Here is a 24875-nt window from a genome sequence, read left to right as displayed (position 1 = left end):
CCAGCATGGCCCTGAATACCGCAGAAGAACTGATCGAAGACATCCGCGCCGGCAAGATGGTCATCCTCATGGATGACGAGGACCGCGAGAACGAGGGCGACATCATCATCGCCTCCGAATGCGTGACCGCCGAGCACATCAACTTCATGGCCAAGCACGCGCGCGGCCTGATCTGCATGCCCATGAGCCGTCAGCGCTGCGAACTGCTCAAGTTGCCGCTGATGGCACCGCGCAACGGCTCGGGCTTCGGCACCAAGTTCACCGTGTCGATCGAAGCCGCCGAGGGCGTGACCACCGGCATTTCCGCCGCCGACCGCGCGCGCACCGTACAAGCTGCAGTGGCGAAGAACGCCAAGGCCGAAGACATCGTCAGCCCCGGGCACATCTTTCCGCTGATGGCGCAGCCCGGCGGTGTGCTCGCCCGTGCCGGCCACACCGAGGCCGCCTGCGACCTGGCGCGCATGGCCGGCTTCGAGCCGAGCGGGGTGATCTGCGAGATCATGAACGACGACGGCACCATGGCCCGACGCCCGGAGCTCGAGGTGTTCGCCGCCGAGCATGACCTGAAGATCGGCACCATCGCCGACCTGATCCACTACCGTCTGCTGCACGAGCGTACCGTCGAGCGCGTTTCCGAGCAGCCGCTGGACAGCGAACTCGGCCAGTTCAACCTGGTGACCTACCGCGACTCGGTCGAAGGCGACGTGCACATGGCGCTGACCCTGGGGGCGATCCAGCCCGAGCAGCCGACCCTGGTGCGCGTGCACAATATGGACCCGCTGCGCGACCTGCTGATGGTCCGCCAGCCGGGGCGCTGGAGCCTGCGCGCGGCCATGGCCCAGGTCGCCGAGGCCGGCGCCGGCGTGGTGCTGCTGCTCGGCCATCAGCCCGGCGGCGAGCAGATCCTCGCCAACCTGCGCGAGGAACCGAAGACGCCGAGCACCTACAGCACCGTCGGCGCCGGCTCGCAGATCCTGCGCGATCTGGGCGTGCGCAAGATGCGCCTGATGAGCTCGCCAATGAAGTTCAATGCGATATCCGGCTTCGACCTGGAAGTTGTAGAATACGTCCCGGCCGAATAATCCAAGGCGCCGCGCAGACCGCGGCGCCTTTCGTTCTTTAAGAGATGAGAATTCACCCATGCCCCTGAAGACCATCGAAGGTACCTTCATCGCCCCGCAAGGCAAGTACGCCCTGGTAGTGGGCCGCTTCAACAGCTTCGTCGTCGAGAGCCTGGTCAGCGGCGCGGTCGATGCGCTGGTGCGCCACGGCGTTCGCGAGGACGACATCACGCTGATCCGCGCCCCGGGCGCCTTCGAGATTCCACTGGTTGCACAAAAGGTCGCCCAGCAGGGTGAATACGACGCCATCGTCGCGCTTGGCGCGGTAATCCGTGGCGGCACGCCGCACTTCGAATATGTCGCCGGCGAGTGCACCAAGGGCCTGGCACAGGTATCCATGGAATTCGGTGTGCCGGTTGCCTTCGGCGTGCTGACCGTCGACTCCATCGAGCAGGCCATCGAGCGTTCCGGCACCAAGGCCGGCAACAAGGGCACCGAAGCCGCACTCTCCGCACTGGAAATGGTGAGCCTGCTCGCGCAGCTGGAGGCCAAGTGAGTCTGAACCGCGACGACAGCCAGGACGCCCCGCAGCCCAAGGCCAAGGGTAAGATCGCGACCCGCCGGGTCGCGCGCAGCCTGGCGATGCAGGCGCTGTACCAGTGGCACATGGCCGGCCAGAGCCTCAACGAGATCGAAGCGCAGTTTCGCGTCGACAACGATTTCAGCGGTGTCGACGGCGCCTACTTCCATGAGCTGCTCAACGGTGTGGCGCGCAACAAGGGCGATGTCGATCAGGCGATTACCCCGCACCTGGACCGCGCCCTCGACGAGCTGGACCCGGTGGAACTGGCGATCCTGCGCCTGTGCACCTACGAGCTGATGAAGCGCATCGACGTGCCCTACCGCGTGGTGATCAACGAGGGCATCGAGCTGGCCAAGACCTTCGGCGCCACCGACGGGCACAAGTTCGTCAACGGCGTGCTGGACAAGCTGGCGCCGTCCCTGCGCAGTGCCGAAGTGCGCAGCCAGAAGCGCTGAGGCCCGCGCCTTGCTGGGTGAGTTCGAGCTGATCCGCCATTACTTCGCCGCCGCGGCCTGTGCCAGGTCCGGCGGCGAAGTCGTGCTTGGCATCGGCGATGACTGCGCCCTGCTCCAGTTGCCCCCTGGCGAGCAGCTGGCGGTGTCTACCGATACGCTGGTCGCCGGCGTGCATTTTCCCGACGGCTGCGACCCCTTCCTGCTCGGCCAGCGCGCCCTGGCGGTGGCCACCAGCGATCTGGCGGCGATGGCCGCTGCGCCCATCGGCTTCACCCTCGCATTGACCTTGCCGTCGGCCGATCCGCTCTGGCTCGGCGAGTTCGCCCGCGGCCTCGACGAGATGGCACTGGCCTGCAGCATGCGTCTGCTTGGCGGGGACACCACCTGCGGGCCGTTGTGCCTGACGGTCACCGTGTTCGGTCGCGTCCCCGCGGGGCAGGCCCTGACCCGGCACGGTGCACGGCCGGGCGATCTGCTCTGCGTCGGCGGTGTGCTCGGCGAGGGCGCGGCGGCCTTGCCGCTGGTGCTCGGCGAGCAAAAGGCCGAGCCGGCCGTGGCCGAGCACTTGCTGGCGCGCTACTGGTCGCCCGAGCCGCAGCTGGCCCTCGGCGAGGCGCTGCGCGGCAGGGCGAGTGCGGCGCTGGACATCTCGGACGGCCTGCTTGCCGACTGTGGCCACATCGCCCGCGCCTCGGGCGTGCGGCTGGTCGTCGAGCAATCGCGCCTGCCGCTGTCGCCGGCCGCGGTGGCACTGCTCGGCACGGCAGAGGCCGAGCGCTGTGCGCTGGCCGGCGGCGACGACTACCTGTTGGCGTTCACCCTGCCGCCCGCCGAGTTGCCCGCTTTGCTCGAAGCCGGCTGGCCGCTGTGGCCGATCGGCCGGGTCGAGGCGGGACAGGGCGTGGCTCTGGTCGATACCGCGGGTGATGAAATCCGCGTCACCGCGCATGGCTACACCCATTTCGGCTGAGTTCCGGCAGGCCGATCCGTACATAGAAAAGGACCGAGTCTTGAGCGAAATACACCAGGCCACCAGCGACGAAGTGCGCCCCGCGATATGGCGCAACCCCTGGCAGAACCTGGCCTTCGGCTTCGGTTCCGGGCTGATGCCCAAGGCCCCTGGCACCTGGGGCTCGCTGGTGGCGCTGCTGTTCGTGCCGCTCTGGCAACTGCTGCCCGGCTGGGCGTACGCGGTGCTGCTGGCGGCGGGCCTGGTGTTCGGCGTCTGGCTGTGCGGCAAGGTGGCGCGGGACCTGGGTGTGCACGACCACGAGGGCATCGTCTGGGACGAGTTCGTCGGTATCTGGATCACCTTCTGGCTGGTGCCGGCCGGCTGGCACTGGCTGCTCGCCGGCTTCGTGCTGTTCCGCGTGATGGACATCCTCAAGCCCTGGCCGATCAGCTGGGTCGACCGCCATGTCGATGGCGGGTTGGGCATCATGCTCGACGACATCCTTGCCGGGGTGGCGGCCTGGGCGGTGCTGCAGGGGCTGATCGTCGCGCTGGGCTGATGATTGTGCGGCAGGTCGCGGCAGGGTAACTCTGCCTGACGGAAGATCGTGCCCCTGTTCCGACCGTGAGATGGATGACCATGCGCCGCGCCAACCTGCTGTTCGCCTGCCTGCTTTCACTGCTGCCTCCGGTTGCCCAGAGTGCCTCGAGCGTGCAGGTGGTCGGGTTGTTTCCCAATGCCGCAGTGCTCAATGTCGATGGCCAGCGCAAGCTGGTGCGCGTTGGCGGGCGAGGTCCCGGCGGCGTCGAGGTGGTCAGCGCCGATGCCCGTGGCGCGGTGCTTCGGGTCGACGGCGTCGAGCGTCGCTACGAGCTCAGCCGTGAGTATTCCGGTGGCTATGCTGCGCCGGCACGCACGCAGCTGAGTGTGGCCAAGGGGCTCGGTGGCCACTACTGGGTGGCCGGTTCGATCGACGGCCAGCCGGTGCAGTTTCTCGTCGACACCGGCGCGACGTCCGTGGCGATCAACGAGAACCAGGCGCGCCGGCTGGGCATCGATCACCGGGTCGACGGCAAGCCGATGGTGGTGAGCACGGCGAGCGGCACGGCAAAGGCCTGGCGGGTCCATCTGAACCGGGTCAAGGTTGGCGCCATCGAGGTGCTTGGCGTCGAAGCGGTGGTGGTGCAGGGGGATGCGCCGACCGATGCGCTGCTGGGCATGAGTTTCCTCAATCGGGTCAGCTGGCGCGAGGAGCAGGGCATGCTCATGCTGGAATCGAAGCTGTAGGACGAGGCTCTGCGATCGACCGGCTGAATGCCCCGAACAGCATTCGGCCTACGCTCTGCCGCAGCGAGTTGATGTTACAATATCCGCTTTTCCGTCTCTGGGGTTCCGCCCGTGTCTGTCGTTTTCGTCGCTGCCTCCAAACTGCCGACGCCGTTCGGCGTGTTCACCATGCATGGATTTCTCGACCAGGATACGGGCAAGGAGCATGTTGCGCTGACGATGGGCGATGTGGCGGACGGCGAGCCGGTGCTGGGCCGTCTGCATTCCGAATGCCTGACCGGTGACGCGCTGTTCAGCCTGCGCTGCGACTGTGGTGCACAGCTGGAGGCCGCGCTGCAGGCCATCGCGGCCGAAGGGCGCGGCGTGCTGCTCTACCTGCGGCAGGAGGGCCGTGGCATCGGCCTGCTGAACAAGATCCGCGCCTATGAGCTGCAGGATGGCGGCGCCGATACGGTGGAGGCCAACGAGCGTCTGGGCTTTGCGCCCGACATGCGCGACTACGCCATCTGCCTGCCGATGCTCGAGCACCTGGGCATCCGCGAGATCAAGCTGATGACCAACAACCCGCGCAAGATGAAGGCCTTGCAGGGCTTCGGCATCCGCATTGCCGAGCGCAAGCCGTTGCAGATCGCGCACAACCCCTACAACCGCAAGTACCTGGCGACCAAGGCCGGCAAGCTTGGGCACCTGCTCGGCGAGATCCACCAGGGCGAAGCCGAGCAATCATGACGCGCGCGCAATGGCGCCGCCGGCTGGTGCGCGATGGCTGGCTGCACATCGTGCTGCTGGTCGTGCCGGTGCTGCTGCTCGGTCGCCTGCCGCCGCTGGCCGAGCAGGGCGCGCTGGTGTCGTTCGCACTCGGACTGGTCGGGCTGTTTCCCAGCCTGGGTCGCTTTACCGCCTTCAAGCACCAGCTGATCGCTACCGAGCAGGCGCTGGGCAGCGATCTCGAGGCCCAGGCCTGGGCGGCTTTGCGCCGTGTTCGCCGCCGTGGCCTGCTGGTGGCATCGTTGCCGGGCTGGTCTGCCGCGCTTGGTGCGCTCTGCGGCCTGGAGCCCATCGCGCGGTTGCTGCTGGTCGGTGCCAGCCTGGTGCTGTTCCTGCTCTACCGCATTCCGCGCCAGCTCGCCTGAGGCGTATCAGCGGCCGTAGCTTTCGCTCTTGAACGGCACCTCGGCCACACCGCGCCGCTGGTTGATCACCAGTGTCAGGGTAAAGCAGAAGTTGCACATCAGGTTGAGCAGCCGCGGCAGCAGCATGGGCACTTCGCGCCCCTCTTCATCGACCCGCACCAGCGCGCGGATGGCTTTTTTCGCCGCCGAGCGCGCCAGATGCAGCTGCGGCACCGGCGCCGTGCCGCGCGGCAGGACGAAGCCGGTGAGCCGTTCGGCGACCTCGGCACGATAGTGCGCGAGCCGCTGCGTCAGCCAGGCAATGTGCGTTTCGTCGATCGCCAGCCGCCCGCGCACCGAGCCGTTGAGGTGGAAGGCCAGCGGCTGCAGCTGCTCGAGGTCGGCACGCAGGTCGACCATCTCGTCCGGCAGGTCTGCCAGCACCGCCCCGATGTGCCCGCACAGCTCGTCGGTGATGACCTCGTAATCGCACAGGTAAGCGGTTTCGTAGATGAACGGATAGCAGAGTTCATCGAGGTTCTTGCCGGGTTTCAGCGCCATGGGCTTCACCTCAGGGAGACGATGGGAGGGTGAACGTCGAGGTCGACCTTGACCTCGACGCCAAAGACCGCCTGCAGGTTGGCCTCGGTCAGTACCTCGGCGGGCGTGCCGGCGGCCTGCACGCGCCCGCCGTGGAGCAGGCAGAGGCGATCGCAGTAGCGCGCGGCCAACGCCAGGTCGTGCAGGGCGACGATCACTCCGCGCTCGCCGGCGGCGTATTCGCGCAGCAGTTGCATGACGTTGCGCTGATGGAGCAGGTCGAGGCTGGCGATCGGCTCGTCGGCCAGCAGCAGGTGAGGCTCGCCCGCCAGCACCCGAGCCAGCCAGACGCGCGCCTGCTCGCCGCCGGAAAGGTGGTCGACGCGCTCGCCGAGCCAGGCACCGATGCCGGTCTGTTCGATGGCCCGGCCGATGGCCGCAGCGTCCCTGTCGTGCCAGGGCAGCCGGCCAAGCGCCACCACGTCGCCTACGCTCAGCGCCCAGGCGCTCTGGCAGGCCTGAGGCAGCAGGCCGATCCGCCTGGCCCGGATGCTGGCCGGCAGCTGTCGCGCGTCACGGCCTTCGAGTGCGACCTGCCCGGCATGGGTCTGGATGCCGGCCAGGCATTGCAGAACGGTCGATTTTCCCGAGCCGTTGGGGCCGATCAGGCCGAGCATCTGCCCAGGCGTTAGCGTCAGGTCGATGCCATGCAGGCGGCCGGGCACCGCCAGCTGTTTCGCGTCGATCAGCTCCATCGGTTGCGCTCCTTCCAGACCAGCCAGACGAACAGCGGTGTACCGAGCAGCGCGGTCAGCACGCCGAGCTTGAGTTCCCGGCCGGGCGGCAGCAGGCGCACGCCGATGTCAGCCAGGCAGACCAGCGTGGCGCCGGCCAGGGCCGCCGGCAGCAGCACTCGCTCCGGCCGGTGGCGAACCAGCGGCCGCACCAGGTGTGGCACCAGCAGACCGACAAAACCGATGGCGCCGGCCACCGCGACCGAGCTGCCGACCAACAGGGCGACGCCGAGCACGATCAGGCGGCTGCCACGGCGCACGTTCAGGCCCATGCTCTCGGCCACCTGCTCGCCCAGACTGAGGCCGCTGAGCAGGCGCCGCTGGCTGAAGATCAGAGCGGCACCGGCCAGCAGCGCCGGGCCCAGCAGCGCCAGATGGTCGAGACCGCGCTCGGACACCGAGCCCAGCAGCCAGAACACCAGTTCCTGCATGGCGTAGGGGTTGGGAGCAAAGTTGAGCACGGTTGCCAGTGCGGCACCGGCAAGGGTGGAGATTGCCAGCCCCGCCATGATGACCATCGCAGGCCGGGCCCCTCCGGCCAGCGCCAGCATCAGCAACAGGGCCGCCAGTGCCCCGGCAAGGCCCGCCACGGCCGGGGCGGCGCTACCCAGCTGCGGCAGCAGGCCGAAGTAGAACACCGCAGCCGCGCCGAGTGCCGCACCCTGGCTGGCGCCTGTCAGCGCCGGATCGGCCAGCGGATTGCGCAACAGCCCCTGCAAGGCGGCACCGCTCAGGCCGAGCGCAGCGCCAACGCCCAGGGCCAGCAGTGTGCGCGGCAAACGGATGTCGCCAATGACGATCGCACCGAGGCTGGCCTTGCCGGCCAGCCAGTCGCCGAGGCCGCCGAGCACCGGCACCGAGGTGGAGCCGAGGCTGAGCGAGAGCAGCGCGCTGGCGGCCAGCAGCAGCGCGAGCGCGGGAGTGACTAATCGAGCCATTGGTTGAGCTGTCCTATCAGATCCCACATCCAGGGCCCGGGGCACTGCCAGCGCCAGTAGTCGGTGCTCAGCCAGGCCTTGGGCGCAATGGCCCGGCGCAGCGCAGGATGTTGGGCGAAGCTGTTGGCCAGTGCCCGTTCGGGGGCGGCGGCGAACAGGATGGCATCCGGCGGGTCGGCCACGATGGCCTCCAGATCGAGGCGGACGTGGCCGGACTGCCCGAGGTAGTTGCGCCAGCCGGCCTGTTCGATCAGCTGGTGCTCGAAGGTATCGCGCCCGGTGCCGATGCCGTTGGCACCGAGCAGCAGCAGGCGTGGGGCATCCGGTTCCGGCTGATGCGGCGCCGGGGGCGCCGTGGCGCGGTCCGGGTCCTGGCCGAGTAGTTCGAGTAGCCGACGCTCGTAGCCCTCGATTTCGGCCAGGGTGGTCGGCAGTGGAATGACTTCGACGCGTATGCCGAGCGCGCGCAGACGCTCGCGCAGGAGCAGGGCACTGTACTGGCCGACCAGCACCAGGTCCGGTCGCAATTCGACGAGGCGCTCCAGCGAGCCGTCATGCTCGGGCCAGTCACCGTCGAAAGCCGGCAACCGATAGCGCCGATGCATCGGCGAGAGTGCAGCGACCTGAGCAGGCCTGGCGTAGTGCGCCAGCGCCCAGTCCATGCACAGGTCCAGCGAGACGACCCGAGAGGGGGCCGCTTGCGCGGCCAGCGGGGCCAGCGGGGCCAGCAGCGCGCCGAGCAGACAGCAAGCGTATTTCAGATCGCGCAGCACACGGCGAGCCCCGGTATCGACAGAGGCGCGAGCGTACCACTCCCGCCCGCGCCAGACGAACGGGCCGCAGACGGTCCGCCGGCGGTTCAGAGCGACGGCGTCCAGGTCACCGAAAGCTGCGCCATGCGGCCCTCCTCGACGTAGTCGCGCACGACGCTCGGGAAGCTCGAGTAGTCGGTGTCCTGGGCCAGCACGTAACGCTTGTCCAGCAGGTTGTCGACCTTCAGCCCCAGTTCGATCTCGTCGCTGACCTGCCAGCTGCTGCGCACGCCGAGTACGCCATAGCCGGCCAGTTCGCGCGTATTGGCCTCGTCGCTGTAGGCACGGCTGACGGTGCGCCAGCTGGCACCGACCGACACGGCGCCGAACTGGCGGTCCAGGTCGAGGCTCAGCGTGCGTCGGGCGCGGCGGCTGAGCGTCTTGCCGGTGTCGCGGTCGCGCGGATCGATGACGCTGACGCCCAGTTCGCCGTGCCAGCCCATCAGCTCATGGGACAGTGCGGCTTCGAAGCCATTGATGCGCGCCTCGGAGATGTTCATCGGCGTCCAGCTGGAGTCGAGCACGATGGCGTCTTCGATGTCGGTGCGGTAGATCGAGGCTTCCAGGCGGGTGCGCTCGGCGAGCTGGCTGCGCCATTGCACTTCATAGCTCTTCGAGCGCTCGGGCTGCAGGTCCGGGTTGGCGCCATAGGGGTAATACAGGTCCATGAAGGTCGGCGCGCGGAAGCCTTCGCTGTAGCTGAACACCAGCTGGTTGCGGGTATCGAGCGGCAATGTCAGCGCGCCGCGCCAGCTGTTTTCGTGGCCGAACTGCTCGTTGTCGTCATGCCGCACGCCCAGTTCGGTGGAGAAGTGTTCGCCGCTGAAGCGGTGCTGCACGTAGGCGGCCTTGTTCCAGCGCCGGTCTTCGGCGTAGGCGGTGTTGCTGTTGAGGCTGTCTTCGTACCATTCGGCGCCAAGCGTCAGGCTGTGTTCTGCGTTCAGGCGCAGATCGTTGAGCCAGTTGACCGTGTCCCGGTAGGTGCTCAGCGAGTCCTTGGCGTTGCTGTCGTCGGCGCGGAAGAAACGCCGCGACTCGCTGTGGCCGAGTTCGAGGCGGCTGTTCCAGATGTCGTTGATCTGCGCCGCGAGATAGCTGGCGTAGCTCTTGAGCTCGAACTCGTCGTAGGGGTAGCTGCCCATGTAGCCGAGGTCGTACTCGGTCTCGCCGCGCTGGTCGAGCAGGCTCAGGCCGGCCTCGACATCCTCGCTGAAGCGGTGGCTGAGGTTCAGGCTGAGCCCGTTGTTGCGATAGGCGTCGTGATCGCTGTTCGGGCCCTGCTCGGCATCGGTGCGATTGGTGCCGTCGGTGTCCTCGGCGCTGGCATTCAGGCTGAAGCGTGTGGCGCCGTTGCCGCCGGAGAGGCCGGCGCTGCGCTCCCAGGTGCCACGGTTGCCATAAGCCATGCGGACCCGCGGCTGCAGCCCTTCGCTCTGGCCGCGGCGGGTAAAGATCTGGATCACGCCGCCCATGGCTTCGGAACCGAAGATCACCGAGTTGGCACCGCGCGAGACCTCGACGCGTTCGATCTGCTCCACGCTCAGGTATTCCAGCGGGGCGGCGCCGCCGCTGGCGTTGTTGACCCGCTGGCCGTCGATCAGCACCAGTGTCTGTGCCGATTTGGTGCCGCGTACATACAGCCCGGTGATGCTGCCGCGGCCGCCGGACTGGCCGATCTGCACGCCCGGCACGCGGCTGAGCAGGTCGGCGACGGTGCTCGGTTGCAGGCGATCGATGTCGTCGCGGGTGAAGACGGTGGTCAGGTTGGTTGCCTCGGACCGGGTCTGCGGCAGGCGCGCCGAAGTGACGACCAGATCGTCCAGTTTCAGCTGGTCGTCGTAGGCGAGCGGATCGGCCGCGCTGGCCAGCGTGGGCACCAGGGCCGCAATGGCCAGGGCGAGGGGGTTGAGCGATTTCATCAGGATCCTCAAAAGCGAAGGAAGACTTTTGAGGAGGGCAGGAACAAGCGCGCACGAGCGCGACGCTTGACGGTGCTGCCCTCCGCAACACCAGTCGAATCCGTCCAGGCCGGTCTCCGGGCTCTCGACTCGGCCCGCTCGCCTTCCCGTGCTGTGCACAGTGGCCGTTGAGCGGACTGCGATCGGCTGATCGCGGTCGATTACCGTTGCGGGGGCAGCGCCGGGTTTGCTCCTGCGAGCGCACCGGCTTCCCGTTTAATGCGGCCCCATGGGGGCGCGCACACCTTGGCGGATTAGAAAAACGCGCGCACCTTACGGGGCGGCGCCGACAAACACAAGGTACAGGGTCAAGAAGCGAGGCCGCTGCCGCGGGTGCGCGCGTGGCCGTCCCTGGCGCATGCCTGCAGCGCTCGCGCATGCCGACAGCCGGCGAAGTTCGCGGTGGCGCCGCCCTGGCCTGTTAGAATCCGCGTCTTTTCATCCGCCCGTTGCGGCGCTGCGAGCCTGCCATGACCTTCGCCTCCCTCGGCCTGATCGAACCGCTGCTGCGGACCCTCGAAAGCCTTGACTACCACACGCCGACGCCGATCCAGGCCCAGGCGATTCCCGCCGTGCTCAAGGGCCGCGATCTGATGGGGGCGGCGCAGACCGGCACCGGCAAGACCGCCGGTTTCGCCCTGCCTGTGCTGCAGCGGTTGTGTACCGATGGGCCGAAGGTGATGAGCAATTCGGTGCGCGCGCTGGTGCTGGTGCCGACCCGCGAACTCGCCGAGCAGGTCTACCAGAGCCTGCGTAGCTACGGGCAGGACCTGCCCCTGCGCAGTTATGCGGTGTACGGCGGGGTCAGCCTCAATCCGCAGATGATGGCCTTGCGCAAAGGCATCGATGTACTGGTCGCCACGCCCGGGCGGCTGCTCGATCTGTACCGGCAGAACGCGGTGAAGTTCGCCCAGCTGCAAGTTCTCGTGCTCGACGAAGCCGATCGCATGCTCGATCTCGGTTTCGCCCGCGAGCTCGACGAGCTGTTCGCTGCACTACCGAAAAAGCGCCAGACCCTGCTGTTCTCGGCGACCTTTTCCGAGCCCATCCGGCAACTGGCCGGCGAGCTGCTGCGCGACCCGCTGTCGGTCGAGGTGAGCCCGCGCAATACCGCGGCGAAGACGGTCAAGCAATGGCTGGTGCCGGTGGACAAGAAGCGCAAGACCGAGCTGTTCCTGACGCTGCTCGAGGAGCGCCGCTGGACGCAGGTACTGGTGTTCGCCAGGACGCGCAAGGGCGTCGATGCTTTGGTCGAGGCGCTGGAACGGGCCGGCATCGCGGCTGACTCGATCCATGGCGACAAGCCGCAGCCCAGCCGTCTGCGCGCGCTGGAGCGCTTCAAGGCCGGTGAAGTGCGGATACTGGTGGCTACCGATGTCGCCGCCCGCGGGCTCGACATCCAGGGCCTGCCGCAGGTGGTCAACTTCGACCTGCCGTTCGTCGCCGAAGACTATGTGCATCGCATCGGGCGCACCGGCCGTGCCGGCGCCAGCGGTGAGGCCGTTTCCCTGGTGGCCGCCGACGAGGTCGACCAGTTGGCCGCGATCGAGACGCTGATCGGCCAGGTGCTGCCGCGCCACGAGCTGCCCGATTTCATTCCCGAACACCGCGTGCCGGCTACCGCGCCGGGCGGCCAAGTGATCAAGAAGCCAAAGAAGCCGAAAAAGCCCAAGGACGTGCCGGGCAAGGGCCGCATCCATCTGGGCAACTGGTTCGACGAGAACGAAAAACCCAACGCCAAGCCGATCCGCAAGGTACCGAGCCTGGGAGGCAGGCCGGCGAAGAAGCCGCGCTGAACCGCGGGGTGGCAAGGGCGCGACCAACGGTCGCTGCAATCGCTTGGCAACTGATCCAGGTCTAGGCTGTTCGCATCCGCAAGGAGCAGATTCGAACATCCCAACCCTGGAGAGAAGCCTCATGCCTCAAACCATGAAAGCTGCTGTGGTGCATGCCTTCGGCGAGCCGTTGCGCCTCGAAGAAGTTCGGGTGCCGATGCCCGGCCCCGGCCAGATTCTGGTGAAGATCGCCGCCTCGGGCGTCTGCCACACCGACCTGCACGCCGCCGAGGGCGACTGGCCGGTGAAACCGGCGTTGCCGTTCATTCCCGGCCACGAGGGCGTCGGCCATGTCGCCGCGGTTGGCGCCGGCGTGACGCGGGTGAAAGAGGGCGACCGGGTCGGCGTGCCCTGGCTGTACACCGCCTGCGGCTATTGCGAGCACTGCCTGACCGGCTGGGAAACGCTCTGTGAGAGCCAGCAGAACACCGGTTACTCGGTCAATGGCGGCTACGCCGAATACGTGCTGGCCGATCCCAACTACGTCGGCCTGCTGCCGGACAAGGTCGCCTTCGAAGACATCGCGCCGATCCTTTGCGCCGGGGTCACCGTCTACAAGGGGCTGAAGGTCACCGGCGCGCGGCCCGGCCAGTGGGTGGTGATCTCCGGCATCGGCGGGCTCGGCCACGTGGCGGTGCAGTATGCGCGGGCGATGGGCCTGCACGTGGCAGCGGTGGACGTCGATGACGCCAAGCTGGACCTGGCCCGGCGCCTGGGCGCGAGCCTGACGGTCAACGCGCGCACCGAGAATCCGGTCGAGGTGATTCAGCGCGATATCGGCGGCGCCCACGGCGTGCTGGTCACCGCAGTGTCCAACAGCGCGTTCGGCCAGGCCATCGGCATGGCGCGCCGGCACGGCACCGTCGCGCTGGTGGGCCTGCCGCCGGGTGATTTCCCGACGCCGATCTTCGACGTGGTGCTCAAGGCGGTGAGCATCACCGGCTCGATCGTCGGGACCCGCGCCGATCTGCAGGAGGCGCTGGATTTCGCCGGCGAAGGGCTGGTCAAGGCGACCATCCATACCGACACGCTGGACAACATCAACCAGATCTTCGACGACATGCGCGGCGGGCGCATCGAAGGGCGGATCGTGCTGACGATGTAGACGGGTGGCCCGGCCGCGTGGCCGGGCCACTCAGCGCGCGTCGAGCCAGCGCAGCAGGCCTTCGGCCGCGGCACGCCCGCTGGCGAAGCAGGCGGTCAGCAGGTAGCCGCCGGTCGGCGCCTCCCAGTCGAGCATCTCGCCGGCACAGAACACGCCGGGTACCTGGCGCAGCATCAGGTTCTCGTCGAGCTCGGCGAAGCGCACTCCGCCGGCACTGCTGATGGCTTCGTCCAGCGGCCGTGGGCGTACCAGGGTGATCGGCAGGGCCTTGATTGCCTGCGCCAGAGCCTGTGGATCGGCGAAGGTCGCGGTATCGGTCAGCTCCCGCAACAGCGCGGCCTTGACCCCATCCAGGCGCAGCTGGCGATGCAGATGCTTGGCCATTGACTGCGAGCCGCGCGGCCGCGCCAGTGCGCGCGCGATCTGCTCGGCCGAGCGATCGGGCAGCAGGTCCAGTTCGATCCGGACCTTGCCGCTGCGGTTGATGGCCTCGCGAATCGGCGCCGACAGTGCATACACCAGGCTGCCCTCGATGCCGCTGGCGGTAAGCACGAACTCGCCGCGCCGCGGCGTGCCGCCAGGCAGCCGCAGGGTGACCGTCTTCAGCGGCGCACCGGCAAATCTTTCCCGGAGATGGGCGCTCCAGCCCGCGACCTCGAAACCGCAGTTGGTTGGCTGCAGCGCGGCGACGGCCACTCCGCGAGCCTCCAGTTGCGGTACCCAGGCGCCGTCCGAGCCCAGCCGTGCCCAGCTGCCGCCGCCGAGCGCGAGCACGGTGGCCGTCGGGTGCAAGCGAAGCTCGCCCGACGGCGAGGCAATCCGCAGCGCACCCTGTGCATCCCAGCCCAGCCAGCGGTGGCGCGTGTGGATGCGCACCCCGGCTTCGCGCAGGCGCTTGAGCCACGCCCGCAGCAGGGGGGCAGCCTTCATGTCGGTGGGGAATACCCGTCCCGAGCTGCCGACAAAGGTCTCGATGCCCAGTGCATGGATCCACTGGCGCAGCGCTTCGGGGCCGAAGCGCTCGAGCGAACCCTGCAACGCTGGCTGGGCCTCGCGATAGCGAGTGACGAAGTCGGCAAAAGGCTCGGCGTGAGTGATGTTCATCCCGCCGACGCCGGCGAGCAGGAACTTGCGCCCTACCGAGGGCATGGCGTCGTAGAGGTCCACCGTGCAGCCGGCGCGGCTGAGCACCTCGGCGGCCATCAGCCCGGCTGGGCCGCCGCCGACGATGGCGATGGAGGAGGCGGAATCGGCGCTCATCTGCAATGCTCTGAAAACGGAAGGCGCATTGTAGCGGGGCGAGGGCGTCGCGGCTGCGACGATGCGCCAGGCCGCAATGCTTGACCGGCCAGGACTCAGCCCCGATCCTTGCCGCCTTGTAGCGATTGGTTTCGAGGAAGCAGCAGATGAAAGGCCAGGCACCGGTAGTCGATTACCTCAAGGAGTTGCTGCGCGGCGAGCTGGCGGCGCGCGACCAGTATTTCCTGCACTCGCGCATGTACGCCGACTGGGGGTTCGAAAAGCTCTACGAGCGCATCAATCACGAGATGGAGGAGGAGACCCAGCATGCCGATGCCTTGCTGCAGCGGATCCTTTTTCTCGAAGGCACGCCGGACATGACGCCCGAGGCCATCCACCCGGGCCAGACCGTGCCGGAGATGCTGCGCAGCGACCTCGCCCTGGAATACCGCGTGCGCGAGGCGCTGGCCAAGGGCATCGCGCTGGCCGAGCAGCACAGCGATTACGTGACCCGCGACATCCTTGCCGCGCAGCTGCATGACACCGAAGAAGACCACGCCTACTGGCTGGAGCAGCAGCTCGGGCTGATCGACCGGATCGGCCTGCAGAACTACCTGCAGTCGCAGGCCTGACGCAGCCCCTGCGCGGTGCGCCCGGCGGAACCGTTTTCGCCGGGCAGGTTCAACATGCCAGCAGTCATGTCGAACCGTCGCACGGAGTCGCGCGCATGAAACAGTTCAAAGGATTCCTCCAGGGGACGGCCGTCTTCCTGGGCTCGCTGGCGTTGCTGTTCGGGGCCGCCTTTGCGCTCAACCTCGAACGCAGCTGGGTCTACCAGTTGATCAATGCCCCGCTGATGCTCGAACTCAGCGTGCTCAGCGCCTTGATCGTGCTGTTGCTGTGGACGGGGCGGCAGCGCAGCTCCTGAGCTGCTCAGCGATCACAGCAACCGCCCGACTCCAGTTCGCTCAGGATCGGGCAGTCGGGGCGCTCGTCACCCGAACAGTGGTCGACCAGGTTCTGCAGGGTGTCGCGCAGTGACACCAGTTCGGCGATGCGCTGGTTCAGCGTCTCGATATGCGCACCGGCCAGCGCCTTGACGTCGGCGCTGGCGCGCTGGCGATCCTGCCACAGGGTCAGCAACCGGCCGACCTCCTCCAGCGAGAAGCCCAGGTCGCGCGAGCGCTTGATGAACGCCAGGCGATGCAGGTCGTCCTCGCTGTAGCGGCGGTAGCCATTGGCGCCGCGCCCGGCCGGGGCAATCAGCCCGATCGACTCGTAATAGCGGATCATCTTTGCCGACAGCCCGCTGCGGCTGGCGGCCTGGCCGATATTCATGGCTGCTCCCTCCGATCCCCGGTTGTATGGGTGTCCGGCTGCCAGCGCTTGAGCAGCAGGGCATTGCTGATCACGCTGACGCTGGACATCGCCATCGCCGCGCCGGCCACCACCGGGCTGAGAAAGCCAAGCGCCGCCAGGGGGATGCCGATCAGGTTGTAGACAAAGGCCCAGAACAGGTTCTGCTGGATCTTGCGATAGGTCCGTCGGCTGATGTCCAGCGCCGCCGGCACCAGTCGCGGGTCGCCGCGCATGAGCGTAATTCCGGCGGCGTGCATCGCCACGTCGGTGCCGCCGCCCATGGCGATGCCGACATCCGCCGCGGCCAGCGCCGGTGCGTCATTGATGCCGTCGCCGACCATGGCCACGGTGGCGCCGTCGCGCTTCAGCGCGGCGACGGTGGCGGCCTTGTCCGCCGGCAGCACTTCGGCATGTACATCGTCGATGCCCAACGCCTCGGCGACGACCCGCGCGCTGCCGCGATTGTCGCCGGTGATCAGGTGGCTTTGGATGCGCCGGCCGTGCAGCGCGGCGATCGCCGCGCTCGCGCCCTCCTTGAGGCTGTCGCCAAAGGCGAACAGCGCCAGCACCCGTGGCACCGGAGCACGTTCCAGCAGCCAGGACAGGGTACGCCCCTCGTCCTCCCAGCGGCGCGCGGCATCGGCCAGCGCACCGGCATCCAGCCCGCTCTCGTCGAGCAGGCGGCGATTGCCCAGCGCCAGTTCGCGGCCCTCCAGGCGCCCGGCGATGCCGCGCCCGGCAAGCGCCTGGCTGGCCTCGACGTCGGGCAGCGTGATGTCCAGTGCGGCGCTGCGCTCGAGCACCGCGCGTGCCAGCGGGTGCTCGCTGCCGCGCTGCAGCGCACCGGCCAGCCGCAGCGCCTGGTGTTCGTCGCCCTCGGCGGCCAGGAGATGAACGATCTCCGGCTTGCCGGACGTCAGCGTGCCCGTCTTGTCGAACGCCACGGCATTCACCGCATGGGCGACTTCGAGCGCCTCGGCGTCCTTGATCAGGATGCCGTGACGCGCGGCGACGCCGGTGCCGGCCATGATCGCCGCGGGTGTCGCCAGGCCGAGGGCGCAGGGGCAGGCGATGACCAGCACCGCCACGGCGTTGATCAGCGCGGTCTCCAGTGCCGCTCCGGCCAGTAGCCAGCCGGCCAGGGTAGCCAGGGCGATGAGCAGTACCGCCGGGACAAAGATCTGGCTGACCCGGTCGACCAGCTTCTGGATCGGTGCCTTGGCGGCCTGGGCATCCTCGACCAGGCGAATGATGCGCGCCAGGACCGTTTCGCCGCCGAGCGCGGTTGCCCGGACCAGCAGGCGGCCGTCGCCGTTGATCGCCCCGCCGGTGATGCGATCGCCCGGCTGCTTGTCCACCGGCAGACTCTCGCCGCTGATCAGCGCTTCATCGGCCTGGCTGTTGCCGTCGATGACTTCGCCGTCCACTGGAAAGCGCTCGCCCGGCTTCACCACGACGATGTCGCCCAGGCTCAGGGCCGTGATCGCCACGTCTTCCTCATGGCCGTCGACCAGGCGCCGGGCGCGTTCCGGGCGCAGCGCCTCGAGCGCGCGGATGGCCGCGCTGGTCTGGCGCTTGGCGCGGCTCTCGAGGTACTTGCCGAGCAGCACCAGCGCGATCACTACGGCCGATGCCTCGAAATACAGGTGCGGCATCTGCCCGGCCGGCGCGATCCACCACTGGTACAGGCTCAGTCCGTAACCGGCGCTGGTACCGAGGGCGACCAGCAGGTCCATGTTGCCGGCTCCGGCGCGCACGGCCTTCCAGCCGGCGACATAGAAGCGCGCACCGAGCACGAACTGCACCGGCGTGGCGAGCAGGAACTGCAGCCAAGGTGGGAGCATCCAGTGCTGGCCGAAGAGGTCGGCGAACATCGGGATCACCAGCGGTGCGGCCAGCAGCAGCGCCGCGATCACTGCCAGACGCTCGCGCTGCAGCCGCCGTTCCGCCGCCTGTGGGTCGGGCCGTTCGGCGCTCGTCAGTGCAGCCTGATAGCCCGCCGCGCTGACCGCCTGGATCAGCTGCTGAGGGTCGAGCGAGGCAATGCTGCGCACCTGCGCGCGCTCGCTCGCCAGGTTGACCGTGGCGCTCAGCACACCTGGCACCTTGAGCAGGGCGCGCTCGACGCGCCCGACGCAGCTGGCGCAGGTCATGTCGCCAAGGCTCAGCTCGTGGTCGGCTTGTGCGACCGCGTAGCCGGCCTTGTCGACGGCCTGGACCAGCTGTTCGAGCGAGGCGGATTCCGATTCGACCAGTGCCTGCTCGTTGGCCAGGTTGACGTTCGCTGCGCGCACTCCCGGTACCTTGCGCAGGGCGCGTTCGATGCGCCCGGCGCAACTGGCGCAGGTCATGCCGATGACCGGCAGGGTGTATAGGGTCTGGCTCATGTGGACCTCCCGAGTCGACAGCTAGAGCTTCGACCTTAACCCTGTGGCAAGGTCAAGCCCCGGGTGGCATAACGGCGCAGTTGACCTTGCCAGGGGGGCAAGGTCGACAATCGTCGGACGCAACCGAACGGGAGGTGTCCGATGCACGTATTCAATGTGACGGGAATGACCTGCGCGCACTGCGAGCGCGCGGTGACCCAGGCGATCCAGGCACTCGATCCGCAGGCCCGCGTCGAGGTCGACCTCGCCGCCGGCACGGTCAGGGTCGAGGGTGCGCCGAGCGAGCAGCAGATCCGCGCGGCGATCGAGGAAGAGGGCTACCAGGTGCGCTGAGGTGCCGGCGGCCACGCCTCAACTGTCGCTGCCTGCGGCGAGCGCCTGCCAGTCGCGGATCAGCCCGCGAAAGAGCGGGTCGACCAGGGCCGCGGTGTCGCCGATCGGGTCGAACAGGCTGTTGTCACGGGTCCAGTCGCTGAACAGGCCGACGATCATCGCATGCAGCGAGCGCGCCGCCAGGCGCGGCGTGACACCCGGCAACAGGTAGTCCGCCGCCTTGCCGAACAGCGCCTCGCAGAGTTCGATGAACTGGTTGATGAATGCCTCGTGGCGCTCCTGGGCGTCGCGCAGCTCCTCGGTGAATTCGCAGCGGTGCAGCAGGATGGTGAACACCCGGCGCTTCTGCGGGTTGTTGCCCAGCGCATTGAGGCCCTCGCAGAACAGCTCGCGCAGCACGCGCAGCGCATCCACCGGGTCGCGCTGGCCGCAGCTGCCCAGGCGCTCAGCCATCTGCTCGGGGGGCAGGCGCACCTGGTCGAGCATCTCGTGGAACAGGTGGGCCTTGTTCTGGAAGTGCCAGTAGACCGCGCCGCGCGTGACGCCTGCCTCGCGGGCGATCTGGTCCAGGCTGGTCTGTGCCACGCCCCGTTCGAGGAACAGGCGCTCGGCCGAGTCAAGGATGGCCAGGCGGGTTTTCTCGGCGTCTTCTTTGGTGCGACGCATCGACGTCTCCGGACAGCTGTGCCGGTCCCTTGGACCGTGAGCGGTCGTCGAGGGTATCCGGCGGTCTGTCGTTCTGCAGGTTTACAATCGGCGGTGTATGTAACAGCATCTTGCGCTTGTGTAAACGTCTGTGCGCCAGTTCTCGACGCACGCCGATCCGTTCCTGCCTGACGAGTGTGCGATGCCTCTGCCAATGCTCCTGATACTGGGCGCGCTCAGCGCCTTCGGCCCGATGGCCATCGACATGTACCTGCCGGCCTTTCCGGCGCTGGCGCACGCCTTCGGCACCGAGGTCGAGCAGGTGCAGCTGTCGCTGGCGGCCTACTTCGTCGGCCTGGCGCTTGGCCAACTGATCTACGGCCCGCTGGCCGACCGCTACGGCCGGCGCCGACCGCTGCTGGCCGGCGTTGCGCTCTTCACGCTGGCCTCGTTGGCCGCGACCCTGGCGCCTTCGCTCGAATGGCTGATCGCCGCGCGCTTCGTCCAGGCGCTCGGTGGCTGCGCCGGCATGGTGATCTCGCGCGCGGTGGTGCGTGACCTCTGCGATCCGCTGGCCAGCGCGAAGGTGTTTTCCCAGCTGATGCTGGTGATGGGGCTGGCACCCATCCTGGCGCCGGTTGCGGGCGGGGCGTTGCTGGCCAGCTTTGGCTGGCAGGCGATCTTCGTCGTGCTGACGCTGTTCGGTGCGACCTGTCTGCTCGCGGTGCTGCGGGTCCTGCCCGAGACCTTTCCGGCCGACCAGGCGCCGGCACCGATCGGCGGCGCGCTGGGCAAGTACCGCGGGCTGTTCGGCGATCGCTTCTTCATTGGGCATGCGCTGACCGGCGGGCTGTGCATGGGCGGGATGTTCGCCTACATCGCCGGTTCGCCGTTCGTCTTCATCGAACTGTACGGCGTGCCCGCCGAGCACTATGGCTGGTTCTTTGGCATCAATGCGGCGGGCTTCATCCTGATGGCGCAGGTCAACGTACGCTTGATGCGCTGGCGCGGCCCGGAGTTCTGGGTGCGGCGCTGGGTCTGGTTCTACTTCGCCAGCGCGCTGGTCCTGCTGGGCATCGCGGCGGCGCGCCCGGCCGCGCTCTGGCCCTTGCTGATTCCGCTGTTCGGCTGCGTGGCATCGCTTGGCTGCTTGCTGCCGAACGCGACCGCCTGCGCCATGGCCGACCAGCGGGCCAACGCCGGCAGCGCCTCGGCGCTGCTCGGCAGCCTGCAATTCACCATCGCGGCCAGCGCGGCTACTGCCGTCGGTGCGCTGCACAACGGCACCGCCGTGCCTATGGCCGCGATCATCGCCGGCTGTGGCTTGCTGGCTTCGGGCGTCGCCTACGGCACGGCGCGCGCGGAAACCCGCTAGCGCCTTCAGCCTGCCTTGGGCAGGGCGTGCGGCTCGGCGATTCGGCGCTGCAGGGTGGCGACGAAGCGGCGGGCCTCGGCTTCACTGCGAAAGCTCACCCGCTGCGAATCGAGGCCGACCTGCCAGCGGTTGTCACCCGGGCGGGCCGGGCGAATGAAGATGTTCATGGCAATGACCCTCTCGACTGTATCCGCCCGCCACCATAGGCCGGTTGCGGGCGGCCAGGCTTGACCAGGGTCATGCCGGTGCCTGCGTCAAAATGCCAGGCGGGCGTCCAGGCTGTTCTGCGCCAGGCGTCGGGCCTGCGCTTCGGTCATGCCCAGGGCGTCGTGCAGGGCGACGAAATTTTCCGTCACGTAGCCGCCGAAGTAGGCCGGGTCATCGGAATTCACCGTGACCTTCACGCCCTGTTCCAGCAGCGTGAGAATGTTGTGCTCGCGCATGTGGCCGAACACCTTCAGCTTGGTGTTCGACAGCGGGCAGACGGTCAGTGGGATCTGCTCCTCGATCAGGCGGGCGATCAGCCTGGGATCCTCGGCGGCACGCACGCCGTGATCGATGCGGCTGACCTTGAGCAGGTCCAGCGCCTCCCAGATGTACTCCGGTGGGCCCTCCTCACCGGCATGCGCAACGGTGAGCAGACCTTCGGCGCGGGCCTTGTCGAACACGCGCTGGAACTTGCTCGGTGGATGGCCGACCTCCGAGCTGTCCAGGCCGACGGCAAAGAACGCGTCGCGGTAGGGCAGTGCCTGCTCCAGGGTCTTGAACGCCGCTTCTTCGGGCAGATGGCGCAGGAAGCTGAGGATCAGCCCGCTGCTGATGCCGAGCAGTTCGCGGCCGTCGGCGAGGGCGGCACTGATGCCGTTGAGGGCGGCCTCGAAGGGCACGCCGCGGTCGGTGTGGGTCTGCGGATCGAAGAAGGGTTCGGTGTGAACCACGTTCTGCTCTTCGCATTTCTGCAGATAGGCCCAGGTCAGGTCGTAGAAGTCCTGCTCGGTACGCAACACGTCGGCGCCGCGGTAATACAGATCGAGAAATTCCTGCAGGTTGTTGAAGGCGTAGGCCTTGCGTAGCGTCTCGACGTCCGCCCAGGGCAGGCTGACGCCGTTGCGCTCGGCGAGCTTGAAAAGCAGTTCGGGCTCCAGCGAGCCTTCCAGGTGCAGGTGAAGTTCGGCCTTGGGCAAGTTGTTCAGCCAGTCGCGCATCGTCTCTGTCTCCTTCGTGATCGAGGCATTCTAGCCAGCCTGCCGGACCAGGGATATGCCGGGTGGCGGGGCCGCGGTCGTGCTCTGGAACGCGCTCGGCGCCGGCTGGTCATTTTTCATACAGTTGAGCGAAGGCCGCGTGCGCTGTGGGCTGGATAAATTACTCCCAGTTTTATCCACAACTTTTTCCACGAAAAACGGGCATAAACAGCGGTCAGTGTCACTCCAGTGTGATGGCTGCTTGATGGCACTGCTGACCGATGAAAAATTCAGCTAAATCAGCGAGTTGTGTTCAAAAGAGAAATGTCCGGTCGCATTTGCGCAAAAAATGGCCAGTTGGCCGGAAGCCGCGCCGGCTCGGTCGTCCAGCAAGGCGTCCAAAGGTTATCCACAGCGCCGCTCACAAAATCTGTGGGTCATCCTTGAGCTGCAGCGTGCTGCGGCCGCGGCTGACATCGGCCAGCAGCTTCTCCAGCGCAGCGATCTGGCCGGCCGGAAGGGCAAGCGCGAGCGTGGCGCCTTCGGCATCGAAGGTTTCGTGCTCGAGCAGCGCCTCGAACTCGCCAAGGCGCGCCTTGACCAGGGCCAGCTCGGCAAAGCGCAGATGCGTGCTGGCTTGCCGACGCGCCACCAGCTCGATGCGCGCCGCTTGCTGCAGGCACCTGGCCGCCGTGCCGCCGTAGGCGCGGGCCAGCCCGCCGGTGCCGAGCTTGATGCCGCCGAACCAGCGTGTCACCACCACCACGACCCGATCGCAATCCTGGCCCTCGATGGCGCTGAGCATCGGCCGTCCGGCGGTGCCGCCGGGTTCGCCGTCGTCGCTGAAGCGATACTGCTGGCCGATCTTCCAGGCCCAGCAGTTGTGCGTGGCGCTGGGGTCGGCGACGGACTGGAGAAACGTCTGCGCCTGCTCGGGCGTCTGGATCGGTGCCGCCTTCACCAGAAAGCGGCTCTTGTTGATCAGCTCCTGATATTCGCAGGGGCCGGCGAGGGTAAAGGGCATGGCGGTGAGGCGGGCTGGCGGGACGAGCCGCCATTGTAACGGCTGCATGGCGTGGCAGCGCGGCGGCCATGGGCGCCGCTCGGTCGATCGGGCTGAACTTTGCATCGGGAGCCCTGCCCCTAGTCATGAGGGGCGGCGCTGACGCCACGGCGTGGCGCCGCCCGATGGCCTAACGACACGAGGGAGGTCCCCATGCTCAACAGCCGATACCAGGCCTGCATCGAAGCCTGTTCCAACTGCGCCATGGCTTGCGAAACCTGCGCGGCGTCGTGCCTGCGCGAGGATGACGTGAAGATGATGGCGCGCTGCATCGAACTCGACCGCGATTGCGCCGACATCTGCGCCATGGCGGCCTGCCTGATGACCCGCGACAGCGCTTACGCCGCGGCCTTCTGCAAACTGTGCGCAGAGGTCTGTCGCGCCTGCGCCGAGGAATGTGGCAAGCACGAGGCCGAGCACTGTCGCCAGTGCGCCGAGGCGTGTCGACGTTGCGCGCAAGAGTGTGAGCGCATGGCCGCCTGAGGTGGCTGCAGCATCACCAGGAGGCCGCACCGATGTGCGGCCTCTTCGTTCAGGTAGGTGTGCGGCGCGTCAGCGTTCGCCGCGTGCATCGCTGGAGCGGCAGGTGACTTCGGCGAACGGCCGATCAGGCGAATAGTCGCCGGGGACGCGCTCGGTGCGCTGGGTGTTGGGTGCGACGCTGAACACCGGCGGTGCGGAGGTATCCGAGCGGGCCTCGGCCGGCACGTGGAATTCGCAGGTGATCTGCTGGGCGGTGTTGTTCATCACTTTCACGGCACGTACGCCGAGCAACTCGCCGGCGATGGCATCGGTCTGTGCCGGCACGCCCATCGGGCTGATCTCGACGTCCAGCCCGTTGAGGTGGGTGACCACCTCCGGCTGCGGCGTCTGCGCCAGGGCGAGGGGCGCGGTGATCATCAGGCTCCAGCCGGCCAGCAACTGCTTGGTCATGAATCTCTCCTCCGTGCATTGGTAGTGCTTAGAAGAGACCGGGCGGGCGAGGTTCGCCGATCGATCAGGCAAATGTGCAACGCTTCATTAGGCGCACCGGCCGGGCTAGCCAGCCTTGCCCGGCTTGCGGATCTTCACGTACAGGTCCTTGCCGCCGCTGCTGCCGCTGCCGCGCGCTTCCAGCTCGAAGCGCCCGGGTTGGGCGCGGATCAGGTCGCTGAGCTTTTTGCAGCCGTACAGACGCGGATCGAACGCCGGGCGCAGCTTGCTGATGTTCTGCCCAAGCGTGCCGAGCTGCACCCAGTCGTCCTCCTCGGAAATGTCATCGAGCACCTTGGCAATGAAGTCGACCGGCACCGGCTGGCCTTCGAGCGAGCCGGGCGCCGGTTCGGCGGCGGCCTTGGGCTCGGGCAGGGCGATTTCGGCGGCCGCCTTCTCCACGCTCGGTGCCTGGGCAGCTCTGGCGTCGGGGCGAAGGATCTCGGTGTAGACGAACTTGTCGCAGGCCGACACGAACGGCGAAGGCGTCTTCTGCTCGCCGAAGCCATAGACCGTCAGGCCCTCCTCGCGAATACGGGCGGCCAGGCGGGTGAAGTCGCTGTCGCTGGACACCAGGCAGAAGCCGTCGAAGCGCCGCGTATAGAGCAGGTCCATGGCATCGATGATCAAGGCGCTGTCGGTGGCGTTCTTGCCCGAGGTGTAGGCGAACTGCTGGATCGGCTGGATGGAGTGGTCGAGCAGGACCTTTTTCCAGCTGCCCAGGTTGGGCTTGGTCCAGTCGCCATAGATGCGCTTGACGCTGGCCACGCCGTACTTGGCGATCTCCTCGAAGAGGCCTTCGACGATGGCAGCGGGCGCATTGTCGGCGTCGATCAGTACGGCCAGATGGCGTTGCTTGTTGAGCGGGCTGGGTTTGGCGGCCATG

The 24875-nt window shown here is 67.7% G+C and carries 29 protein-coding genes and 1 riboswitch; of the genes, 15 read left to right on the top strand and 14 right to left on the bottom strand.

Annotated features, from left to right (window positions below):
- Positions 1-5: 5 nt before the first annotated feature.
- The 8 genes from ribBA to CL52_RS17100 all read left to right on the top strand — a co-directional run bounded on the left by ribBA (position 6) and on the right by CL52_RS17100 (position 5471).
- Complete coding sequence (ribBA, locus tag CL52_RS17135) at positions 6-1082, top strand: bifunctional 3,4-dihydroxy-2-butanone-4-phosphate synthase/GTP cyclohydrolase II (protein WP_041110844.1); 1077 nt, start codon at positions 6-8, stop codon at positions 1080-1082.
- Positions 1083-1140: 58 nt separating this feature from the next.
- Positions 1141-1617 (top strand): 6,7-dimethyl-8-ribityllumazine synthase, encoded by a 477-nt coding sequence (gene ribH / locus CL52_RS17130; RefSeq protein ID WP_043222017.1) that lies wholly within the window; start codon positions 1141-1143, stop codon positions 1615-1617.
- Positions 1614-2099: a transcription antitermination factor NusB gene (gene nusB / locus CL52_RS17125; RefSeq protein WP_041110846.1), complete on the top strand. Its 486-nt coding sequence runs from the start codon at positions 1614-1616 to the stop codon at positions 2097-2099. Before ribH ends, nusB begins: the two co-directional genes overlap by 4 nt.
- Positions 2100-2112: 13 nt before the next feature.
- On the top strand, positions 2113-3069 hold the full coding sequence (gene thiL / locus CL52_RS17120) for a thiamine-phosphate kinase (RefSeq protein ID WP_200629331.1): 957 nt from the start codon (positions 2113-2115) through the stop codon (positions 3067-3069).
- Between the two features lie 49 nt (positions 3070-3118).
- The gene (locus CL52_RS17115) at positions 3119-3610 is read left to right on the top strand and encodes a phosphatidylglycerophosphatase A family protein (protein WP_052264636.1); all 492 of its coding nucleotides are present in this window, start codon (positions 3119-3121) and stop codon (positions 3608-3610) included.
- Positions 3611-3690: 80 nt separating this feature from the next.
- Positions 3691-4338 (top strand): TIGR02281 family clan AA aspartic protease, encoded by a 648-nt coding sequence (locus CL52_RS17110; RefSeq protein ID WP_041108593.1) that lies wholly within the window; start codon positions 3691-3693, stop codon positions 4336-4338.
- A gap of 111 nt (positions 4339-4449) precedes the next feature.
- Positions 4450-5067, top strand: coding sequence for a GTP cyclohydrolase II (ribA, locus tag CL52_RS17105; RefSeq protein ID WP_041107853.1), 618 nt, complete (start codon positions 4450-4452; stop codon positions 5065-5067).
- Positions 5064-5471, top strand: coding sequence for a hypothetical protein (locus CL52_RS17100; RefSeq protein ID WP_043222015.1), 408 nt, complete (start codon positions 5064-5066; stop codon positions 5469-5471). Before ribA ends, CL52_RS17100 begins: the two co-directional genes overlap by 4 nt.
- Positions 5472-5477: 6 nt before the next feature.
- Here the strand turns inward: CL52_RS17100 and CL52_RS17095 are convergent, their stop codons facing one another.
- The 5 genes from CL52_RS17095 to CL52_RS17075 all read right to left on the bottom strand — a co-directional run bounded on the left by CL52_RS17095 (position 5478) and on the right by CL52_RS17075 (position 10453).
- A complete protein-coding gene (locus CL52_RS17095; RefSeq protein ID WP_043222012.1) occupies positions 5478-6011 on the bottom strand; it encodes an ATP:cob(I)alamin adenosyltransferase in 534 nt (177 codons plus the stop codon).
- Positions 6012-6016: 5 nt separating this feature from the next.
- Entirely contained in the window at positions 6017-6745 is a 729-nt protein-coding gene (locus tag CL52_RS17090; protein ID WP_052264592.1) for an ABC transporter ATP-binding protein, read from the bottom strand.
- Positions 6736-7722, bottom strand: coding sequence for a FecCD family ABC transporter permease (locus tag CL52_RS17085; RefSeq protein ID WP_041107847.1), 987 nt, complete (start codon positions 7720-7722; stop codon positions 6736-6738). Before CL52_RS17085 ends, CL52_RS17090 begins: the two co-directional genes overlap by 10 nt.
- The gene (locus tag CL52_RS17080; protein ID WP_235366376.1) at positions 7710-8495 is read right to left on the bottom strand and encodes an ABC transporter substrate-binding protein; all 786 of its coding nucleotides are present in this window, start codon (positions 8493-8495) and stop codon (positions 7710-7712) included. Before CL52_RS17080 ends, CL52_RS17085 begins: the two co-directional genes overlap by 13 nt.
- An 86-nt stretch (positions 8496-8581) precedes the next feature.
- Complete coding sequence (locus CL52_RS17075) at positions 8582-10453, bottom strand: TonB-dependent receptor domain-containing protein (RefSeq protein ID WP_043222009.1); 1872 nt, start codon at positions 10451-10453, stop codon at positions 8582-8584.
- A gap of 90 nt (positions 10454-10543) precedes the next feature.
- Positions 10544-10756, bottom strand: a riboswitch (cobalamin riboswitch).
- A 206-nt stretch (positions 10757-10962) separates the two neighbouring features.
- On the opposite strand from CL52_RS17075, the gene rhlE1 reads away from it, so the two are divergent.
- Together rhlE1 and adhP are read left to right on the top strand one after the other, a co-directional pair.
- Positions 10963-12288 carry an RNA helicase RhlE1 gene (gene rhlE1, locus CL52_RS17070; protein WP_043222006.1) on the top strand — a complete coding sequence of 442 codons (1326 nt, stop codon included), beginning with the start codon at positions 10963-10965 and terminating at the stop codon, positions 12286-12288.
- A gap of 121 nt (positions 12289-12409) precedes the next feature.
- Positions 12410-13432, top strand: coding sequence for an alcohol dehydrogenase AdhP (adhP, locus tag CL52_RS17065; RefSeq protein WP_041107839.1), 1023 nt, complete (start codon positions 12410-12412; stop codon positions 13430-13432).
- Between the two features lie 30 nt (positions 13433-13462).
- On the opposite strand, the gene CL52_RS17060 is transcribed toward adhP, so the two are convergent.
- Positions 13463-14692 carry a BaiN/RdsA family NAD(P)/FAD-dependent oxidoreductase gene (locus tag CL52_RS17060; RefSeq protein ID WP_043222004.1) on the bottom strand — a complete coding sequence of 410 codons (1230 nt, stop codon included), beginning with the start codon at positions 14690-14692 and terminating at the stop codon, positions 13463-13465.
- A gap of 146 nt (positions 14693-14838) precedes the next feature.
- Here CL52_RS17060 and bfr point away from each other — a divergent pair, with 146 nt between their 5' ends.
- Together bfr and CL52_RS17050 are read left to right on the top strand one after the other, a co-directional pair.
- Positions 14839-15303 carry a bacterioferritin gene (gene bfr, locus CL52_RS17055; protein ID WP_041107837.1) on the top strand — a complete coding sequence of 155 codons (465 nt, stop codon included), beginning with the start codon at positions 14839-14841 and terminating at the stop codon, positions 15301-15303.
- 95 nt (positions 15304-15398) lie between these two features.
- Positions 15399-15599 (top strand): hypothetical protein, encoded by a 201-nt coding sequence (locus tag CL52_RS17050; RefSeq protein ID WP_041107835.1) that lies wholly within the window; start codon positions 15399-15401, stop codon positions 15597-15599.
- 5 nt (positions 15600-15604) lie between these two features.
- On the opposite strand, the gene cueR is transcribed toward CL52_RS17050, so the two are convergent.
- Both cueR and CL52_RS17040 read right to left on the bottom strand, forming a co-directional pair.
- A complete protein-coding gene (gene cueR / locus CL52_RS17045) occupies positions 15605-16009 on the bottom strand; it encodes a Cu(I)-responsive transcriptional regulator (protein ID WP_041107833.1) in 405 nt (134 codons plus the stop codon).
- Positions 16006-18417, bottom strand: a complete 2412-nt coding sequence (locus CL52_RS17040) for a heavy metal translocating P-type ATPase (RefSeq protein WP_043222002.1) — start codon at positions 18415-18417, stop codon at positions 16006-16008. Before CL52_RS17040 ends, cueR begins: the two co-directional genes overlap by 4 nt.
- 141 nt (positions 18418-18558) lie before the next feature.
- On the opposite strand from CL52_RS17040, the gene CL52_RS17035 reads away from it, so the two are divergent.
- Complete coding sequence (locus CL52_RS17035) at positions 18559-18750, top strand: heavy-metal-associated domain-containing protein (RefSeq protein ID WP_041107829.1); 192 nt, start codon at positions 18559-18561, stop codon at positions 18748-18750.
- Between the two features lie 18 nt (positions 18751-18768).
- Here CL52_RS17035 and CL52_RS17030 read toward each other — a convergent pair whose 3' ends face one another.
- Positions 18769-19416, bottom strand: coding sequence for a TetR family transcriptional regulator (locus CL52_RS17030; RefSeq protein ID WP_043222001.1), 648 nt, complete (start codon positions 19414-19416; stop codon positions 18769-18771).
- Positions 19417-19597: 181 nt separating this feature from the next.
- Between CL52_RS17030 and CL52_RS17025 the strand changes: the two genes are divergently transcribed.
- Positions 19598-20770, top strand: a complete 1173-nt coding sequence (locus CL52_RS17025) for a multidrug effflux MFS transporter (protein WP_043221999.1) — start codon at positions 19598-19600, stop codon at positions 20768-20770.
- 5 nt (positions 20771-20775) lie between these two features.
- On the opposite strand, the gene CL52_RS21380 is transcribed toward CL52_RS17025, so the two are convergent.
- The 3 genes from CL52_RS21380 to CL52_RS17015 all read right to left on the bottom strand — a co-directional run bounded on the left by CL52_RS21380 (position 20776) and on the right by CL52_RS17015 (position 22978).
- The gene (locus tag CL52_RS21380) at positions 20776-20937 is read right to left on the bottom strand and encodes a hypothetical protein (RefSeq protein WP_165562738.1); all 162 of its coding nucleotides are present in this window, start codon (positions 20935-20937) and stop codon (positions 20776-20778) included.
- 87 nt (positions 20938-21024) lie between these two features.
- Positions 21025-21975, bottom strand: coding sequence for an adenosine deaminase (locus tag CL52_RS17020; RefSeq protein WP_043221996.1), 951 nt, complete (start codon positions 21973-21975; stop codon positions 21025-21027).
- 400 nt (positions 21976-22375) lie between these two features.
- On the bottom strand, positions 22376-22978 hold the full coding sequence (locus tag CL52_RS17015; RefSeq protein ID WP_043221995.1) for an IMPACT family protein: 603 nt from the start codon (positions 22976-22978) through the stop codon (positions 22376-22378).
- A gap of 192 nt (positions 22979-23170) precedes the next feature.
- On the opposite strand from CL52_RS17015, the gene CL52_RS17010 reads away from it, so the two are divergent.
- Entirely contained in the window at positions 23171-23500 is a 330-nt protein-coding gene (locus tag CL52_RS17010) for a four-helix bundle copper-binding protein (RefSeq protein WP_041107822.1), read from the top strand.
- A gap of 69 nt (positions 23501-23569) precedes the next feature.
- Here the strand turns inward: CL52_RS17010 and CL52_RS17005 are convergent, their stop codons facing one another.
- A complete protein-coding gene (locus CL52_RS17005; RefSeq protein ID WP_043221994.1) occupies positions 23570-23950 on the bottom strand; it encodes a hypothetical protein in 381 nt (126 codons plus the stop codon).
- A 105-nt stretch (positions 23951-24055) separates the two neighbouring features.
- A complete protein-coding gene (locus CL52_RS17000; RefSeq protein WP_043221993.1) occupies positions 24056-24874 on the bottom strand; it encodes an NYN domain-containing protein in 819 nt (272 codons plus the stop codon).
- Position 24875: the final 1 nt, after the last annotated feature.

It is taken from the genome of Stutzerimonas balearica DSM 6083 (genome assembly GCF_000818015.1).
GTDB classification, from domain to species: domain Bacteria; phylum Pseudomonadota; class Gammaproteobacteria; order Pseudomonadales; family Pseudomonadaceae; genus Stutzerimonas; species Stutzerimonas balearica.
This window is presented reverse-complemented; position numbering and strand designations above follow the sequence as displayed.

Bases quoted from the DNA above. Each gene is read 5' to 3' on its own strand.
- ribBA (WP_041110844.1), top strand. From the start codon at position 6: ATGGCCCTGAATACCGCAGAAGAACTGATCGAAGACATCCGCGCCGGC.
- ribH (WP_043222017.1), top strand. From the start codon at position 1,141: ATGCCCCTGAAGACCATCGAAGGTACCTTCATCGCCCCGCAAGGCAAG.
- CL52_RS17110 (WP_041108593.1), top strand. From the start codon at position 3,691: ATGCGCCGCGCCAACCTGCTGTTCGCCTGCCTGCTTTCACTGCTGCCT.
- CL52_RS17100 (WP_043222015.1), top strand. From the start codon at position 5,064: ATGACGCGCGCGCAATGGCGCCGCCGGCTGGTGCGCGATGGCTGGCTG.
- CL52_RS17095 (WP_043222012.1), bottom strand. From the start codon at position 6,011: ATGGCGCTGAAACCCGGCAAGAACCTCGATGAACTCTGCTATCCGTTC.
- CL52_RS17090 (WP_052264592.1), bottom strand. From the start codon at position 6,745: ATGGAGCTGATCGACGCGAAACAGCTGGCGGTGCCCGGCCGCCTGCAT.
- CL52_RS17085 (WP_041107847.1), bottom strand. From the start codon at position 7,722: ATGGCTCGATTAGTCACTCCCGCGCTCGCGCTGCTGCTGGCCGCCAGC.
- CL52_RS17075 (WP_043222009.1), bottom strand. From the start codon at position 10,453: ATGAAATCGCTCAACCCCCTCGCCCTGGCCATTGCGGCCCTGGTGCCC.
- rhlE1 (WP_043222006.1), top strand. From the start codon at position 10,963: ATGACCTTCGCCTCCCTCGGCCTGATCGAACCGCTGCTGCGGACCCTC.
- adhP (WP_041107839.1), top strand. From the start codon at position 12,410: ATGCCTCAAACCATGAAAGCTGCTGTGGTGCATGCCTTCGGCGAGCCG.
- CL52_RS17060 (WP_043222004.1), bottom strand. From the start codon at position 14,692: ATGAGCGCCGATTCCGCCTCCTCCATCGCCATCGTCGGCGGCGGCCCA.
- bfr (WP_041107837.1), top strand. From the start codon at position 14,839: ATGAAAGGCCAGGCACCGGTAGTCGATTACCTCAAGGAGTTGCTGCGC.
- CL52_RS17050 (WP_041107835.1), top strand. From the start codon at position 15,399: ATGAAACAGTTCAAAGGATTCCTCCAGGGGACGGCCGTCTTCCTGGGC.
- cueR (WP_041107833.1), bottom strand. From the start codon at position 16,009: ATGAATATCGGCCAGGCCGCCAGCCGCAGCGGGCTGTCGGCAAAGATG.
- CL52_RS17040 (WP_043222002.1), bottom strand. From the start codon at position 18,417: ATGAGCCAGACCCTATACACCCTGCCGGTCATCGGCATGACCTGCGCC.
- CL52_RS17035 (WP_041107829.1), top strand. From the start codon at position 18,559: ATGCACGTATTCAATGTGACGGGAATGACCTGCGCGCACTGCGAGCGC.
- CL52_RS17030 (WP_043222001.1), bottom strand. From the start codon at position 19,416: ATGCGTCGCACCAAAGAAGACGCCGAGAAAACCCGCCTGGCCATCCTT.
- CL52_RS17025 (WP_043221999.1), top strand. From the start codon at position 19,598: ATGCCTCTGCCAATGCTCCTGATACTGGGCGCGCTCAGCGCCTTCGGC.
- CL52_RS21380 (WP_165562738.1), bottom strand. From the start codon at position 20,937: ATGAACATCTTCATTCGCCCGGCCCGCCCGGGTGACAACCGCTGGCAG.
- CL52_RS17020 (WP_043221996.1), bottom strand. From the start codon at position 21,975: ATGCGCGACTGGCTGAACAACTTGCCCAAGGCCGAACTTCACCTGCAC.
- CL52_RS17015 (WP_043221995.1), bottom strand. From the start codon at position 22,978: ATGCCCTTTACCCTCGCCGGCCCCTGCGAATATCAGGAGCTGATCAAC.
- CL52_RS17010 (WP_041107822.1), top strand. From the start codon at position 23,171: ATGCTCAACAGCCGATACCAGGCCTGCATCGAAGCCTGTTCCAACTGC.
- CL52_RS17005 (WP_043221994.1), bottom strand. From the start codon at position 23,950: ATGACCAAGCAGTTGCTGGCCGGCTGGAGCCTGATGATCACCGCGCCC.
- CL52_RS17000 (WP_043221993.1), bottom strand. From the start codon at position 24,874: ATGGCCGCCAAACCCAGCCCGCTCAACAAGCAACGCCATCTGGCCGTA.